Below are 15,670 nucleotides of genomic sequence, written 5' to 3'. Positions count from 1 at the left end.
GATATGTTGCTGCTCCGGATGGCTGCTCTGGTGCTTGGCCTTGCGGTCGCTGCCTGCGCCGTGCCGCCCGCGCCCGTGCCGGCGCGCGAGCCCGTCGTAATCGCGCCAGCCCAAGGCGTCCGCCTGGGCGTCATGGTGGCGACCCTGTCCGGCGAACCAGTCTTTGCCGACAAGGCGAGCGAGCGATTCATCCCGGCCTCGAACACCAAGCTGTTCACAACCGCCGCCACCTTTCATCTGATGCGGAACATCGATCGTCCCGACCCGGCGCTCGGCACGTCATTGCGCCTGATTCCCGGCGAAAGCGGCGCTGCGCCTTCGTTGATCCTCGTCGGAGCTGGCGACCCCACCTTGCGGGATGCGCCGGATTGCCTTGACAATTGTCTCCGACAATTGGCCGATGCCGTCGCCGCGCGCGGCATCACGCGTGTGACCGATGTCTACGGGGATGATACGCTGTTCCCGTTCGAGCCCTGGGGCATGGGCTGGAGTTGGAACAACCTGCCCTTCTATTTCGGCGCGCCGGTTTCCGCACTGACGGTCAACGGAAACGCCGCCGCCCTGCGGGTCGGCCCGGATACCGCCGAAGGTGCCCCGGTCATGGCCGCCTGGGCGCCGGGCGATGACGTGCTGACGGTGCGAAATGAGGCGGTCACTGGGCCTCTCGGCAGCAAGAACTTGCTGAGCGTGCTGCGCTGGCCGGGATCGGACGAAGTGGTGCTCACCGGCAGCCTTCCTTCGGATGCCGCCGCACGCAACTATTTCCTCAGCGTTCCCGAGCCCGCACAGACAGCAGCGGAGCGCCTTGTGCGGCTGCTTTTGGCGCGCGGAATAGCGGTCGAGGGGTCAGCAAGAGTCCGTTCACGGAGCGAGGAAGTGTCTGGTGAGGAGATTGCACGCCTTGTGGCGCCCCCTCTGCTGCAAAGTATCGTCTATGTCTCCGAAGACAGTGACAATCTCGCAGCCGAACTCCTGCTACGCCACATTGCCCTCGCAACCGGCGGGGAAGGCGCTGAGGACGGGCTCGATGCTGTGCACACCATGCTGGACGAGGCCGGCATCGGTCGTGCTGAAATCGAGCTTTTTGACGGCTCCGGCCTTTCACCCTACAACCGCGTGACGCCGCAATCGACCGTCCGCTTCCTGACATGGACCACGTCGCAGCCCTGGGGCGAGGCGTTCCGCGGGGCGCTGCCGGTGGGCGGAAAGACTGGATCGCTGTCCCGGCGGTTCCGCGGCACGCCGCTGGAAGGGCGCCTCTTCGCCAAGACCGGTACGGTGCAGGGCGTCAACGCGCTGTCGGGCTTCCTCATCGCGGCGAGCGGCGAGACGTTGGTCTTCTCGGTGATCGCAAATGATCGACCGGCCGATGCCAATTCCGTCCTGCCGGTGATCGACAAGCTGCTGGTCGAGATCGCGGCGGCGAACTGAAGGTGGGTCAGTTCGGCCGGCGCGTGTGGTCTGTGCCCCAATCCATACCCATGGATTTCTTCATCCAATCGGCAAAGGTTGCCGGCTTTTCGAGCGCTTTGGGATCGAGTGAGCCATAGGACACGAGCGGGCCATCAGCGTTCTCGAGGCGGACGCCTTTCAGCCGCTGACCGTTGTTCGAATAGTCGTAGTTGCCGTAGCCGGGGTCGAGAATCAGCATGATCTGATGGCCGCCGCGGCCATCCGCGTCGCGCCCGAACACCAGGCCGTAAACCTTCTCGCGGCCCCAAAGTCCGTGGCTTGAAGCCTGGCGCTTGCCATCGAGCAGGACCTCATCCCAGAGCAGGTTACGGCGCCATTGCAGGACGTGCATCCGGTCGCCGGCAACGATCTTGATGTCGACTTCGTGCAAGCCAACACGAACGAGTTCAGCACGCATGGGGAGGCTCCCGGGGCCGTTCAGTTATTATCGAAAAACAATATACTCGCGTGAGGCTTGCCGGTCAACCGGGACTAGAACGGGCAGGGGCAGACGAGATCGAGGGCTGCGCCGGTGCCCGGATGGACGAAGGCCAGTCTCTCGGCATGCAGCGCGAGGCGCGGGCGGGCGGCAAGCGCCTCGCCGGTGGCGTAGAATTCGTCACCCAGAATGGGATGCCCGGTTTCGGCAAGGTGCACGCGCAGCTGGTGTGAACGCCCGGTCAGAGGTGTCAGCGCAAGGCGCGCGATGGATCCGCTGCCGGACAAGGTCTCGTACCGCGTGATGCTGGGCTTGCCAATCTCGTGGTCTACCTTCTGGAGCGGCCGCCTCGGCCAGTCGGTGATCAGCGGCAAGCTGATCTCGCCGGCATCGGGGTGCGGTTCGCCCCACACATCGGCGATGTAGCGCTTCTGCACTTCTCCGCGCTCGAACAGGCCGGACAGGGCGCGCTGCATGTCCTTGCCCCGCGCCAGCAGCAAAAGGCCGCTGGTCGCCATGTCCAGCCGGTGCACGGTCAGCGCGTCCGGGTAAGCCGCCTGCAACCGCGACAAGGCGCAGTCCGCCTTGTCCTCACCTCGTCCCGGCACCGACAGAAGCCCCGAGGGCTTGTCCACGGCAACCAGGAATTCGTCGGCATGGACAATTTCCAGCCGCGCCTTTGGCGGCGCGTAGTCCGTCATGCCGGAAGTCCCGGCAGAGTGAGACAGAAGGCCGTCCCGGCGTCTCCGGTCTCTGCAAGCGCAAGCTCGCCGCCGAGCGCCTCGGCCAGTTCATGCGCGATCACCAGGCCAAGGCCGGTGCCATTGGCGCGGGAGGAACCCGCAAAAGGCCGGAACAGGTTCGCACGCGCCTTTTCCGGCAGGCCGGGCCCATTGTCGCGGAACTCAATGGCACGGCTGGTCAGCGATACACGGATCTGCGGATTGGGCGTCGACGCCTGCGCCAGCGCTTCAGCGGCATTGCGGATAAGGTTGGCGGCGATCCGGTGCAGGTATTCCGCATCGCTCTCGATCATCAAGTCGGCGGGCACATTCGCTTCGAAACTGGCCCCGCCGACATTCAGCGCTTCGTCTGCGGCTTCCAGCAAAACCGTCCGCAGGCTGACGGGCTGCAGTCGCGGCGGGCGCGGCGCGGACTTGCCATAGTCGAGCGTTGCCGTGGCAAGTTCGATGGCGCGCTCCAATGCGCGTTCAAGCCGCGGTGCAGCTCGCTTCACGCGTGGATCTTCGGACTTCGAGAGCACGTCCGACACAAGCTGCGCCGAGGCGAGCGAATTGCGCAGGTCATGATTGATCTTGGCGACGGCGCTGCCAAGCTCGGCAAGATGCGAGCGTTGCCGGAACGCATCTGCCACTGCCTCCTCCATGCCCGACAGTGCGTTCTGCGCCCGACCGATTTCGTCGCGCCGGTTCGTCGGCGAGAGGCGCCGCGTCCAGCTGCCGGGGTCGCGGCTGAACTGCTCGACACTCACAGTTACCCGTTTCATCGGTCGCACGACCAGCATGTCCAGCACCGCATAGATAAGGACCGCCGCGACAAGCGCGATGATCAGCGAAATGCCGGCAATCCGCCACGCAAAGGCGACGAGCGAGGCTTTCAGAGGCGATTGGGGCACTACGATCTCGATCACGCGGCCCTCGGCGGAGCCTTCGGCGATGACGACAAGCATCTCGCCCTCCGGCGCAAAATACTCCGACAGCGTGGCAAGGACGCGGCCGGCCGGTGTCGATCCTCGAAGATCGACAAGGCGCATCGTGCCTTCGATCGGCGCCTGCGGGGCGAGGAGCTGGATATGCATCTCGTCCTCGATCTCGGCGACCGCGAGCACTTCTGCCTTCATCAGCAGGCTTTCTGAAAGCTCGTCAGAAACTTCCCGCATAGGCGCCGCATCAAGGGCGAGCGCCGCGATCCGCGCTGCGGCCACGCGCTCCTCCAGCCACTGCGTGCGCAAGTTGCTGGCCGACGGGATGAAGATCAGGAATTCGGTAAACAGGATCGCGCCCAGGGTGATCGCAAACAGGCGCGCCGACAGTCCGTCTGTCAGCCGCCTTATGCCCTGCGGCGGCGTCGGTGCGGGGGCAGGTTCGGGCGCGGTCACGCGTGGAGGCTTAGGCGAATTCAGGGTTCAGGGAAACGGGGATTGCGCGCGCTGTCAGGGAATCCGCTGCAACAGTCCAACTAGCGTCCGGGCCGGTTTGCCGAATACGCTTGGGGTGAAATAGGCCGAGGCCGCTCGTTTCACCACTTCGGCCCGGGTCGGGTAGGGGGAGATGAAGTTGGTGAGAGCAGTCAGCTTGAGCCCATTCGACATAGCGAGTGACACAACCTGCAGGATGTCGCCTGCTCCGTCGCCCGCAATCGAGGCGCCAATCAGCTTGCCCTTATGCAGCACGAGCTTGGCTTCGCCCAGCGTCTTGCCCTCGGCAATGGCACGGTCATTGTCATGGAAGGGGAAGGCGCTCGTTTTCACAGCTTCGCCAAACTTTGCGCGCGCTCCGGCCTCCGTCAGGCCGATCTGCGCAATCTCCGGCGAAGTATAGGTCACCGACGGAATCGGCAGGCTCGCCGCGGTGCTGCCCTGCTTGAAGAAGGCGCGGCGGATGAACACCGATGCATGCCAGCCGGCCACGTGCGTGAACTGTTCCCGGCCCGCCGCATCGCCCAGCGCCCAGACGCGCGGATTGCTCTTTGAGCGGAGCGTATCGCCGACCTGGATCCCAGCCGGTGTGTGGTCGACCTTGCCTTTTTCGAGGTCCAGCCCGTCCAGCACTGCGCGCCGGCCCAAGGCCACCAGGATATGGGAGCCTTCAACGGCGACCTCGCCCTGTGGCCCTTCGGCGTGCACTGTAAGGCGGCAAGCCTCGCCGGAAACCCGCGCGGCCTTGTGGCCCTCCAGTATTGTGACGCCTTCGCTGCGCAGCGTGTCCACCGCCAGTTGCGCATGCGAGGCGTCAGCTTTTGCTAGGGCCCGGCCCATTTCGAGCACCGTGACCTTTGCGCCAAGCCGCGCGAAGGCCTGCGCGAGTTCAAGCCCGATCGGGCCGCCGCCGAGGACAATCAGGTGCTGAGGAAACTCCGGCAAGGAGAAGCTGGTTTCGTTGGTGAGGTAGGGCCGTTCGGCAAGGCCCGGGATCGGCGGGATGAAGGCACGGCTGCCGGTGGCGACGATGATCCGCCGCGCCTTGACGCGCGCCGTATCCGAAACGACCGTAGACGGATCAGAAAACCGTGCCGCCTCGCGGATCACCGTGCAGCCCAATCCTTCGAATCGCTCCTGGCTGTCGACCGGCGCAATCGTCTCGATGGTCTTGCGCACATGCGCCTTGACGCCGTTCCAGTCGACGCTCGCGGGCCCGATCTTTAAGCCATACTTGCTAGCCTCTGCCGGCGCATGCGCGGCTTTCGCCGCCGAGAGAAGGGCTTTCGAAGGCACGCAGCCATAGTTCAGGCAGTCCCCGCCCATTTCGTGCTTTTCGAACAGCACGACCTTGAGGCCCAGCATGGCGGCCCCGGCCGCGGCCGAAAGCCCGCCGGAACCCGCGCCGATCACGCACAGGTCTGCCTTCAGAGTACGGATGTCGGCCATTAGGCGGGAACCTTTTTCGCAAAGAGTTTCTTGTAGGCGACGGGCAGCAACGAGACGACGCCGAGGGCGATGAAGGCCGGCACAAAGTTTGACGCCAGCGATCCGATGTCAGGCGTGCCGCCCTCCAGCAGCGTGCCCTTCACGGCCGCCCCGATCCAAGTATAGGCCAGTGTGCCGGGAATGATGCCGAAGAAGGTCGTCACGAAGTAATCGCGATACTTGGCGCCCAGCAGTCCCGGCGCAATGTTGACCGCCGCAAAGGGGAAGAGAGGAATCAGGCGCAGGGCGAACATGTAGGAGACGGGGTTCTCGGCAAACCCCGCCCGCATCTTCTCGATGAACGGTCCGGCCACATCGCGCAGCACGGAGCCGATGGACGTCTTGGAGGCAAAGAACAGGATCGAGGCGCCGAGCGTCGCGCCGATCACCGTGGCGGGCGTGCCGAGCGCCAGCCCGAACAGGAACCCGCCGCCGATCGTCAGTGCACTGCCGGGAACCATGAAGGTTGTCGCTGCCGCATAGATCGCCACATAGCTCACGAAGACGATCAGGAAATTGTCCCGCACCATCGCATCAAGGCTTGCTGCGTTCGCCGAAAGCGACTCGAGCGTCAGCAGTTCGTGCCAGCCCTGCGACAGCGCGATCCCGAGACCCGCGAGGATGATGTAGACCGGCCAAAGCCGGCGCCAGAGGGAGGCGGGTTTGTCGGTCATGGTTTCACCGGCTTCCTAAGTTTGGCTGCGTCATTGAGTGACCAGTCATACTGGTAGCCTACGATCTTCGGATTGGCGCGGATTTTCGCGGCGAGGTCTGGTTCGGCATATGAGAGCAGATGTTGGATCACAGCCTCTTTCGAGTCGCCGAAGTCCGCTTCAAACCAGTTGTAGATCTCCGATACCTTGAGTCCCTTCGCCGTTACCGTCACGCCGCGATTGTGATTGATGTAGACGCGCGCGGCGGCATCGAGGTCCTTGTTGAGGCTCGCGGCTTCCCAGGCTTTCGCCGGCAGGTTCGGGCAGCTGTAGGAGGCACAGTTGATCGAATAGTGCACTTCCGGCGTGCCCCAGGTCTTGCGGAGGATCTTGTGTTCGATGGCGTCCAGCGACACCTCGCGCCCGCCCGCCTGAACCTTCACCTCTTTCCAGGGCCCTGTCAGGTAGCCGTCCTTGATCGACTTGACCGGGTAGCGCTCCACGATGTGGCGCACGGTGACGGCGTTGTAGAGGTTCGCCCACGCCGCGAAGTTCCCATCTGTCTTGGCCGACATGTCCCGGTCCGCGAAGCCGGCAATATAAGCGTCCAGCGCGGCCCGGTCGGCCTGCGAAGCGGCCAGGCCCGCATAGTCCACACGGGTGAGGCCGTCGCTTCCGGCTTTGACATAGGTTTTAAGGAGACGGGTCCAGGCAGCATGTTCAGCAGGCACGGGAGACTCCGCTTGGGGCTTTGAAGCGGTATCAGCCAGACCGGCAGCGGGGAAAAGGGCCGCCGCAAGGGCAACAAGACAAAAGGCAGCACGGCGCATGGGGACACTCCGGTTTGCAGGCACGGGCGACGCATAGACTGCACCTGTGCCCCCTGCATCTCACGATAGGGTGAATACCGGAGCCGTGATCGGCATATTTTGCACCAGTTCCGGCTTGACCCCGCCCCCGCCCGCCTGTATTTGCCCCGTTTTCCAAGTTCCAAGCTCAGAGCAGTTCCATGAAACGCACTTTCCAGCCGAGCAACCTCCGCCGCAAGCGCACCCATGGCTTCCGCGAGCGCATGGGCACTAAGTCTGGCCGCAAGGTGCTGGCACGCCGCCGCGCCAAGGGCCGCAAGACCCTGACCGCCTGATCCTCCCCCCGCACAGGCCAGTCCGGCCCGCCGACCGGGAGGCCGATCATGTCCGGCCCCGATAAACCAGACACTCCGGAAACGCGCCGCCTAAAGAAGCGGCGCGAATTCACGTTTGCCCGTGACGGGATCACCGAACGGCGCAAGTCCGTGGTCATCCAGGCCCGGGCGCGGGCGGGGGACATTCCTGGCGGCCATGTCGGGGAAGGCTTCACCGCGACAAAAAAGATCGGCGGCGCCGTCCAGCGCAACCGGGCCAAGCGCCGGCTGAGAGAGGCCTCCCGCCGCCTGCTGGCCCGATATGGCCGTCCGGGCTGGGACTATGTCTTCATCGCGCGCGAAGCGACGCTCGAAGTAGGCTGGTCCCGATTGCTTGACGATATGGAAAGCGCGCTGATAAGCCTCGCGCGCATTTGATGACCCCGGCGCCGCGTCCTGGCGCACCGCTCACAGACACCCGGAACACCGTCCATGGAAAAAGAAGACCAGCGCAACTTCCTGCTCGCCCTCGTGGCGATGATTGCGTTCGTTTTTCTCTATCAGATATTCGTGATGGAGCCGGCCCAGAAGCGCTATCAGGCCCAGCAGGCCATTGTCGCGGCCCAGCAACAGGCTGCCTCGGTCGATACCGCCGCGGCCGAAGCTGCCGGCCCCAAGCCGCTTCCAGAGGCGCTCGCCGCCGCCAGCCGGGTCAAGTTTGACGCCCCTTCCATAGATGGCTCGATCCGCCTCGCCGGCGCGCGCCTCGACGACCTGCAGCTCAAGAAGCACTTTCTCACTGTGGAGCGCGCGCAAGAAGTCCGTCTGCTGCGTCCCGAGGAATCCGAATTCGGCTACTTTACCACCTACTATTGGGCTACCGGAAACACGCTCGTCGCAGGGCGCAATTCGAACTGGACGCAGGTCGGCGAAGGCACGCTCAGCCCCGGCGCTCCGGTCATGCTCAGCCTTGAGTCAGAAGGTGTCCGTATCGACCGCGAGATTTCAGTCGATGAGAATTACCTGTTCACGTTCCGCGACACGGTCACCAACACCTCGGACGCTGCCAAGAGCCTGCGCCCGATCGGTTCTGTCGAGCGCCACGGCAACTACAAGCTCTTCCTGAATGCCACCGAGCCGGGTGTTGCCGCAGAAGCAGACAACGGCCTCGCTCACATGGGCCTCATGGGTGTCATGGACGGCAACCTGCGCTTGAAGAAGTACAAGCCGCTGTTCGAGTCTAAGAAGATCGACGGGGAATCGGCCGATGGCAGTTTCAGCACGGCGACTGGCGGATGGTGGGGTCTCAGCGACAAGTACTGGATGAGTGTGCTTGTTCCTGCACAGGCGACGCCCTTTACCGCATCGGTCAACCGCGCCAGCCTCGCGCGCGGCGGCCCGCTCGAAGTGCGCACCGAAGGCGCCGAGGTGAGCATCGCGCCAGGCGCAAGCGTTACCGTCGAAAACCGCATCTTCGCCGGCGCGAAGAAGTTCGAAATCCTCCGCAACTACGAAGAAGCTCAGGGCATTCCCCAGTTCGTCGATGCCATTGACTGGGGCTGGGCCTTCTTCCTCACCAAGCCCTTCTTCTATGTGCTGCATTGGCTGCACGGACTTGTCGGCTCGTTCGGCTGGGCGATCCTCGCCTTCACCGTGCTCGTCAAGCTGCCGCTCGTCCCGCTCTACAATGCCAGCTTCAAATCGATGGCCAAGCTTAAGAAGCTTCAGGAGCCGATGAAGGAGATTACCGAGCGCTTTGCCGCCGATCCCCAGCGGCGCCAGCAGGAGATGATGAAGCTCTACAAGGAGACTGGCGCCAACCCTATCGGCGGCTGCCTGCCCATCCTCGTGACGATCCCGATCTTCTACGCGCTCTACAAGACGCTCTATGTCACCCTCGACATGCGCCACGAGCCCTTCTGGTATATGAAGGACCTTTCGGCCCCAGACCCGACCGCTATTGGCAACCTGTTCGGACTGATCCCGTTCTGGTCGGCTGCCGACATCAAGGGCATCTTTATTATCGGCACTATCTTCGGTATCGGCATCCTGCCGCTGCTCTACGGCGCAACCATGGCGATCCTGCAATCGCTGTCGCCGCCGCCGCCGGACAAGATGCAGGCGCGCATCATCATGGCGCTGCCGCTGGTGTTCATGTTCGTGTTCGGAGGATTTGCCGCCGGCCTCGTGCTGTACTGGGTCTGGTCGAACGTGCTGACATTCATCCAGCAATACACGATCATGCGGATGAATGGCGCGGAAACCGAAGTCGGCAAGTTCGTCGCTGGCATCCTCGGGCGCCGGAAGGCGCCGGCGGAATAGTCTTGGACGCGCCCTCCTATCCCGATGACCAGGTCGAAGCCGGCCGCGTTCTTTTTTCCGGCCCGGCGGAATTCCGGCTGGGCGTTGCCGCTCTTGAAGGTCTTCCGCCTGCGGATCGTCTGGAAGTATGCTTTGCCGGGCGCTCGAATGTCGGCAAGTCGAGCCTGATCAATGCCCTCACCGGCCGCGCAAAGCTTGCCCGCGCTTCCACCGAGCCGGGGCGGACCCGGGAGCTGAACTATTTCGACATCGGCGAGGGCCGACTCTACCTCGTCGACCTTCCGGGTTTCGGCTATGCGCAGGTCTCAAAGACGCAGGTCGCCGCCTGGCAAAAGCTGATCAAATCCTACCTGCGCGGCCGGCCAAGCCTGCGGCGCGTTTTCCTGCTCGTCGATTCGCGCCGCGGCTTCATGGATACTGACCACGAGATTATGGACCTGCTCGACGGTTCGGCAGTCAATTACCAGGTGATCCTTACAAAGGTTGACAAGGTTCCGAAGGTCGAGGTCGAGAAAACCGCCGCCGAAGTCGCCGCGAAGCTCAAGAAGCGCGGCGCGGCTCACCCGGTCGTGCTGCAAACTTCATCAGAAAAGGGCTGGGGCATCCCTGAGCTCCGCGCCGAGATTGCCGGTTTCCTGCCGCCCGCCTAGAAACGGCGCGGGAGGATCCTGCACCATGATCGACATTCGCCCCGATGATCTTTCCAGCCAGGACATGGCGGACCTGATTGCCGTCCATGCGGCCACCATGCTGGCCGCTTCCCCGCCCGAAAGCTGCCACTTCCTGCCGATCGACGGACTGCGCCAGCCCGCCGTATCGGTCTGGAGCATGTGGGACGACGGCGCCCTGATCGGCTGCGGCGCCCTTAAGGATCTTGGCGACGGCACGGGCGAGATCAAATCCATGCACACCCGCGAGGTCCTGCGGGGCAGGGGGCTTGGCCGGCGCATGTTGGAACACATCCTCGCCGAGGCCCGCCGGCGGGGCTACATCTCGCTCTGGCTGGAAACCGGCTCCATGGATGCCTTCACCCCGGCCCGCCGTCTCTATGAGGCCTATGGCTTCAACTATTGCGGACCGTTCGGGGATTATTCCGAGGACCCGCACAGCGTCTTCATGACCCTGACCCTCGCCTGACCCGGCGCGCAACGGGCATTGCATGGGGCTATCGAAACGCTCTAGACACCGGCCTCATGACCGACGCCCAGATCGAAGCTCTGCTCACCGCTCGCACCTTGTCCGAAGCGCTGCCCTACCTGCAGCGCTACGACAATCAGACGATTGTGATAAAGTATGGCGGCCACGCCATGGTGGACCCGGAACTCGCCAAGGCGTTCGCCCGCGATGTCGTGCTTCTGAAGCTTCTTGGCATCCACCCGGTCGTGGTCCACGGCGGCGGCCCGCAGATCGGCGCGATGCTAGACAAGCTCGCCATCAAGTCGGAGTTCAAGGACGGCCTGCGCGTTACCGATGATGCGACCATGGAAGTGGTTGAGATGGTTCTCTCCGGTCCGATCAATAAATCCATCGTCCGCGCGATCAACGCCGCTGGCGGCAAGGCCGTCGGCCTCTCTGGTGCCGACGGCAACCTGATCCGTGCCCGCAAAGCGACCAAGACCACCAAGGACCCCGACAGCCATATCGAGAGCGTTGTCGACCTCGGTTACGTGGGTGAGCCTGAACATGTCGACATCGCGGTACTCAAGGCGCTGCGCGACGCCGATGACGATCTCATCCCGGTTGTCGCGCCGGTCGGGATCGGCGAGGACGGCGCCCGATACAACATTAACGCCGACACCGCCGCCGGCGCTGTCGCCGCCGCACTGGGCGCCAGCCGCCTCCTGCTGCTGACCGATGTCGCCGGCGTGCTCGACAAGCAGAAAAATCTTATCCGTGAAATCAAGGTCAAAGACATTCCAGGCTTGATTTCGGACGGCACAGCTGCAGGCGGCATGATTCCCAAACTTGAAACGGCGGCGCATTCCGTGATTCATGGAGTCGGGGCGGCGGTTATCCTCGATGGTCGTGCGCCGCACGCCCTGCTCATGGAGCTGTTTACCGAACATGGCGCTGGAACGCTTGTTTCTTAAGGTCGCTGCACTCGCCATTGCGACGGTCACGGTGCTCGCCCTCCCGGCGCGTGCTCAGGACGAAGACGGATGGCAGCTGTGCAACCGGACCAGCTACATCATCGAAGCTGCTGTCGGCCACCCGGAAGGTGCCGGTACATCTGTCGAGGGCTGGACCAAGCTTCCGCCCGGCACCTGCGCAGCGGCGCTGCCGGGTCCGCTGACACCAGGTATTCACTATCTCTATGGCCGCGCCTCCACGGCCCATCAGGGCGGCGGCCGCGAATGGGGCGGACGCCAGGAACTCTGCGTCGATCCGACCGGCGGCTTTTCGCTTGAAAGCCCGCCCGATTGCGCCGCCATGGGCCTCGAGCCGCAGGGCTTCCGGCCGATCAATATCACGGCCACCAAGTGGACCAACAATTTTACCGAGATCGAGAACTGGACGCTCGAAAATGCCCGTAACTCCGGGCTGCAGCGGCTGCTTGACGAAGCGGGCATCGTTTCGGGCAACATAGACGGCCATATCGGCCTGCGCACCCGTGCCGCCATCAACGACTTCCTGAAGCTCAAGGGGCTCGCTGCCAACACGTCTGACGCTGACTTGATCGACTATCTCGAACAGGCCGCGGAAGAGCGCAGCCGTGCCGTCGGCTTCACTCTCTGCAACCGGACAAAAAACCGGGTCTGGAGCGCCATCGCCCGGCGCGCCACCGAAGGCTGGGAGAGCCGCGGCTGGTGGCGCATTGAAGCCGGCGGCTGCGCCCGTGTGGTTGATCGTCCGCTGCGCGGCTCCGAACACTTCGTCTATGCCGAGATGGAAGAGCCGACCGGCCTGCGTACCCTGTCGCGCGCGTCCGAAGCCTTTTGTGTTGGCCGCTCCAAGTTCGCAATCTCCGGCCGAGATAACTGCGAGGACAGCTCCTATCGCACAGCTCTTTTCGCGCGCACGCCCGCGCCGACTGAGCGCAAGCTGGTGTTCGAGTTCTTCGAGCGCGACTTCACTGCAGCAGGGTCGGATGACGAATAACCTGCCGCGGGCGCCGAAGCTGGATCACGTCAACGATTGGGTGTTCGACCTCGACAACACGCTCTACCCGGCCGAATGCGATCTCTTCGCCGAGATCGATACGCGAATGACCGATTTCGTTGCTCGCTTCACCGGCCTTGCACGGAGCGAAGCGCGAACACTTCAGAAGCAATACTACGCGCAGTACGGGACCACGCTCTCCGGCCTGATGACCGAGCACGGGCTCGATCCGGCGGAGTTCCTGCATTACGTCCACGAGATCGACCTTTCGCCCTTGCCGGACCTGCCGCATCTGCGCAGCGCCATCGCCGCCCTGCCGGGACGCAAGTTCATCTACACCAACGGCTCGCGCCGGCATGCCGAGCGTGTCACCGAGAAGATGGGTCTCGCACATCTTTTCAATGCGAGCTTCGGCATCGAGGAAAGCGCCTACACACCCAAGCCGAACCTGCCTGCCTACCAGACCTTCTGCCGCCTTCATCAGGTCGAGCCGCAGGGCGCTGCCTTCTTCGAGGACCTTGCCCGCAACCTCCTGCCCGCTAAATCTCTTGGCTTCACTACCGTGCTCGTCCACTCCGCCAAGGACTGGAGCCACGAACCCATCGAGGCACGACCAGCCGGGGCAGGGGACGTGTTCGGGGGTGACGGGAGCGGGCACATCGACTACATCACCGGCGACCTCGCGGCCTTCCTCGACTCCGCGGTGCCGCGCCTGACCGCCAACGTGAAAGACTGATGCCATGCCCGAAGCCCTCGCCCGTGTGATCGATGCCGCCTGGGAGGCGCGCGACACGCTCTCCACAGATACGACCGGTGAGGTCCGCGACGCGGTCGAGGCCGCTATCAGCCTGCTCGATTCCGGCGAGGCGCGCGTCGCCACGAAAGAAACTGACGGCAGCTGGACGGTGCACCAGTGGCTGAAGAAATCCGTGTTGCTCTCCTTCCGCCTCAATGCCAATGGCGCCATTTCCGGCACGCCGGGCGGTGGCAACTGGTGGGACAAGGTTCCATCCAAATTCGAGGGCTGGGGCGCGAAGGAATTTAAGGAAGCCGGCTTCCGCGCCGTGCCGCCTTCGGCCGTGCGCCGCGGCGCCTTCATTGCAAAGAATGCCGTACTGATGCCGTCCTATGTCAACATCGGCGCTTATGTCGGTGAAGGCACGATGATCGACACCTGGGCCTCGGTCGGCTCCTGCGCTCAGGTCGGCAAGAACTGCCACATCTCCGCCGGAACAGGTATTGGCGGTGTGCTTGAGCCGCTGCAGGCGAACCCCACTATCATCGAGGACAACTGCTTCATCGGAGCTCGCTCCGAAGTCGTGGAAGGCGTTGTCGTCGGCGAAGGCTCTGTCCTCGCCATGGGCGTTTTCATCACCCAGTCCACTAAAATCGTGAACCGCCAGACCGGCGAGATCATCTACGGCCGCGTCCCGCCCTTCTCGGTCATCGTCCCCGGCACGCTGCCGGATCCCAAGGGCGGCCCGTCGCTTGCCTGCGCGGTCATCGTGAAAACAGTCGACGCCAAGACACGCGAGAAAACGGCCGTGAACGAACTGCTGCGCGACTAGACGCAGAAGATCTCCGGACGCTGATGTCAGCGGCCGCACCCCCAATGGAGGCTATCATGGCCGACGATCCGAGTTCCGAGCCCATCAAGGGCCCCGTGTCCTATTTCCCTTCGATAGAGAAGACCTATGGCAAGAAGATGAGCCACTGGTTCGCCCTCGTCGCTTCGCGCAAGGGCGCCAAGCATGCCGAAATCGTCAGCTGGCTAAAGAACGAGCACAAGCTGGGTCACGGCCATGCCAATGCCATCGTCGCACACTGTAAGGCTGCCGACAAAACCTGATCCGGACTGAGCGCGCTGATGGCTATAGACGTTCTGGATTCCATCAACGATCCCGGCACGCCGGGCAAGTCCGGAGACGACCGGCTCGGGTTTGATGCCGCAGCTGGGCGTGCCTGGGTGATCGACGGCGCCACCGATGCCACCGACCTGAAACCCTTTCCGGGCGAAAGCGGTGCCGCCTGGCTGGCCGAGACGGTATCGGCGCGTCTGATGTCCGGTCCGGAGGCAGGCGAAGGGGCGAGCGCCTATTTTGGCCGTGTGCTGACGAATGTCGCCACTGAAGCCTCAAGGCAGTCAAAATTCCCGCTGCACACCCTTCCCGGCGAAGCCATGCCGGTTGCGTCCGCCATGTGGCTGCGCCGCGCGGGCGACACCTGCGAGTTCGTGTGGGCGGGCGATTGCTTTGCCATCGCGCAGACCGGAGACGGCAAGACCCGCCTCATTGGCACACAAGAGAAAGCTGATGCCGAAACGCGCGAAGCGGTGCGCATGCTGTCCATGACGCAGGCGGAACGCTGGGCAGTCCTGCAGGCTCAGCGACGCGGCGCCAACGATCCTGCGCGGGGCCTGATCACGCTGAACCCCGCCGCTGCGCAACACCTGGCCACAGCGCAGCTCAGGTTGCCGCCAGGCGCCCATGTCCTGCTGATGACCGACGGCTTCTTCCGCTTCGTCGAACCTTACGGCCTCGATACACCCGCCAGCCTGCTTGCCCGCGTCGTCAACAACGGTCTCGCCGCATCCGCCAGCGTCTTGCGCTACCACGAAGCAACCCCTCACTCCGTCCGCCTCAAGGCTCGGGACGATGCTGCGGCCATACTAGTCAGGCTTTGATTCAGGGCACCGAGAGCTTCCAGAGCGATCGGGCTGATGTCAGGTATTCTGTCAACGAAACATCATGACTGGCAGTCAGGCTGAACCAGGCTAGGCCTTCGAGAAGGCCGCTTCAATGCCGCCCATGCTTGTGCATGGTGGGCGACCATCTTTTGCTCGTCATCGTTAAGTTCCCGTCCGGTCACGAACGGGCAATCCCCGCCACTTCCCTGCACACGGCCAGCAGCCGCGCAATATCCTCCTCGCGCGACAG

General features: G+C 63.8%; 18 protein-coding genes. 12 read left to right on the top strand and 6 right to left on the bottom strand.

Going from position 1 to position 15,670, the window contains the following annotated elements:
• The first annotated feature begins 3 nt into the window (after positions 1 to 3).
• Positions 4 to 1,431, top strand: a complete 1,428-nt coding sequence (gene dacB / locus Q0C17_RS00090) for a D-alanyl-D-alanine carboxypeptidase/D-alanyl-D-alanine-endopeptidase (protein WP_291199406.1) — start codon at positions 4 to 6, stop codon at positions 1,429 to 1,431.
• Between the two features lie 7 nt (positions 1,432 to 1,438).
• On the opposite strand, the gene Q0C17_RS00085 is transcribed toward dacB, so the two are convergent.
• From Q0C17_RS00085 to Q0C17_RS00060, 6 genes are all read right to left on the bottom strand, one after another.
• Positions 1,439 to 1,870 carry a hypothetical protein gene (locus Q0C17_RS00085; protein WP_291199403.1) on the bottom strand — a complete coding sequence of 144 codons (432 nt, stop codon included), beginning with the start codon at positions 1,868 to 1,870 and terminating at the stop codon, positions 1,439 to 1,441.
• Positions 1,871 to 1,944: 74 nt separating this feature from the next.
• Positions 1,945 to 2,592, bottom strand: coding sequence for a pseudouridine synthase (locus Q0C17_RS00080; RefSeq protein WP_291199400.1), 648 nt, complete (start codon positions 2,590 to 2,592; stop codon positions 1,945 to 1,947).
• Positions 2,589 to 4,010, bottom strand: a complete 1,422-nt coding sequence (locus Q0C17_RS00075; RefSeq protein ID WP_291199398.1) for a HAMP domain-containing sensor histidine kinase — start codon at positions 4,008 to 4,010, stop codon at positions 2,589 to 2,591. The genes Q0C17_RS00080 and Q0C17_RS00075 overlap by 4 nt, the downstream gene beginning before the upstream one ends.
• A 54-nt stretch (positions 4,011 to 4,064) precedes the next feature.
• Positions 4,065 to 5,498, bottom strand: a complete 1,434-nt coding sequence (locus Q0C17_RS00070) for an FAD-dependent oxidoreductase (protein ID WP_291199396.1) — start codon at positions 5,496 to 5,498, stop codon at positions 4,065 to 4,067.
• On the bottom strand, positions 5,498 to 6,211 hold the full coding sequence (locus Q0C17_RS00065; RefSeq protein WP_291199393.1) for a TVP38/TMEM64 family protein: 714 nt from the start codon (positions 6,209 to 6,211) through the stop codon (positions 5,498 to 5,500). The genes Q0C17_RS00070 and Q0C17_RS00065 overlap by 1 nt, the downstream gene beginning before the upstream one ends.
• Positions 6,208 to 6,921 carry a DUF547 domain-containing protein gene (locus Q0C17_RS00060; protein ID WP_291199390.1) on the bottom strand — a complete coding sequence of 238 codons (714 nt, stop codon included), beginning with the start codon at positions 6,919 to 6,921 and terminating at the stop codon, positions 6,208 to 6,210. The genes Q0C17_RS00065 and Q0C17_RS00060 overlap by 4 nt, the downstream gene beginning before the upstream one ends.
• 278 nt (positions 6,922 to 7,199) lie before the next feature.
• On the opposite strand from Q0C17_RS00060, the gene rpmH reads away from it, so the two are divergent.
• Genes rpmH through Q0C17_RS00005 form a run of 11 tightly spaced genes read left to right on the top strand, consistent with a single transcriptional unit; the run spans position 7,200 to position 15,417 of the window.
• The gene (rpmH, locus tag Q0C17_RS00055) at positions 7,200 to 7,334 is read left to right on the top strand and encodes a 50S ribosomal protein L34 (protein ID WP_291043983.1); all 135 of its coding nucleotides are present in this window, start codon (positions 7,200 to 7,202) and stop codon (positions 7,332 to 7,334) included.
• Between the two features lie 48 nt (positions 7,335 to 7,382).
• Positions 7,383 to 7,751 (top strand): ribonuclease P protein component, encoded by a 369-nt coding sequence (gene rnpA, locus Q0C17_RS00050; RefSeq protein ID WP_291199387.1) that lies wholly within the window; start codon positions 7,383 to 7,385, stop codon positions 7,749 to 7,751.
• Positions 7,752 to 7,805: 54 nt separating this feature from the next.
• On the top strand, positions 7,806 to 9,635 hold the full coding sequence (yidC, locus tag Q0C17_RS00045; protein ID WP_291199384.1) for a membrane protein insertase YidC: 1,830 nt from the start codon (positions 7,806 to 7,808) through the stop codon (positions 9,633 to 9,635).
• Positions 9,632 to 10,285, top strand: coding sequence for a ribosome biogenesis GTP-binding protein YihA/YsxC (gene yihA, locus Q0C17_RS00040; RefSeq protein WP_366914746.1), 654 nt, complete (start codon positions 9,632 to 9,634; stop codon positions 10,283 to 10,285). Before yidC ends, yihA begins: the two co-directional genes overlap by 4 nt.
• 25 nt (positions 10,286 to 10,310) lie before the next feature.
• Positions 10,311 to 10,772, top strand: a complete 462-nt coding sequence (locus tag Q0C17_RS00035; RefSeq protein ID WP_291199378.1) for a GNAT family N-acetyltransferase — start codon at positions 10,311 to 10,313, stop codon at positions 10,770 to 10,772.
• A gap of 56 nt (positions 10,773 to 10,828) precedes the next feature.
• Complete coding sequence (argB, locus tag Q0C17_RS00030; protein WP_291199375.1) at positions 10,829 to 11,725, top strand: acetylglutamate kinase; 897 nt, start codon at positions 10,829 to 10,831, stop codon at positions 11,723 to 11,725.
• Positions 11,700 to 12,734, top strand: a complete 1,035-nt coding sequence (locus Q0C17_RS00025; RefSeq protein WP_291199372.1) for a DUF1036 domain-containing protein — start codon at positions 11,700 to 11,702, stop codon at positions 12,732 to 12,734. The genes argB and Q0C17_RS00025 overlap by 26 nt, the downstream gene beginning before the upstream one ends.
• Positions 12,724 to 13,470, top strand: coding sequence for a pyrimidine 5'-nucleotidase (locus Q0C17_RS00020; RefSeq protein WP_291199369.1), 747 nt, complete (start codon positions 12,724 to 12,726; stop codon positions 13,468 to 13,470). The genes Q0C17_RS00025 and Q0C17_RS00020 overlap by 11 nt, the downstream gene beginning before the upstream one ends.
• Before the next feature lie 4 nt (positions 13,471 to 13,474).
• Positions 13,475 to 14,302, top strand: coding sequence for a 2,3,4,5-tetrahydropyridine-2,6-dicarboxylate N-succinyltransferase (gene dapD / locus Q0C17_RS00015; protein WP_291199366.1), 828 nt, complete (start codon positions 13,475 to 13,477; stop codon positions 14,300 to 14,302).
• 56 nt (positions 14,303 to 14,358) lie between these two features.
• Positions 14,359 to 14,583, top strand: coding sequence for a DUF4287 domain-containing protein (locus tag Q0C17_RS00010; protein WP_291199363.1), 225 nt, complete (start codon positions 14,359 to 14,361; stop codon positions 14,581 to 14,583).
• Between the two features lie 18 nt (positions 14,584 to 14,601).
• Positions 14,602 to 15,417: a protein phosphatase 2C domain-containing protein gene (locus Q0C17_RS00005; protein WP_291199360.1), complete on the top strand. Its 816-nt coding sequence runs from the start codon at positions 14,602 to 14,604 to the stop codon at positions 15,415 to 15,417.
• Positions 15,418 to 15,670 lie beyond the last annotated feature (253 nt).

The sequence above is a fragment of the Hyphomonas sp. genome, assembly GCF_022844445.1.
Lineage (GTDB): Bacteria > Pseudomonadota > Alphaproteobacteria > Caulobacterales > Hyphomonadaceae > Hyphomonas.
The sequence above is the reverse complement of the archived record's forward strand: the minus strand, read 5'-3'. Positions and strand labels throughout refer to the sequence as shown.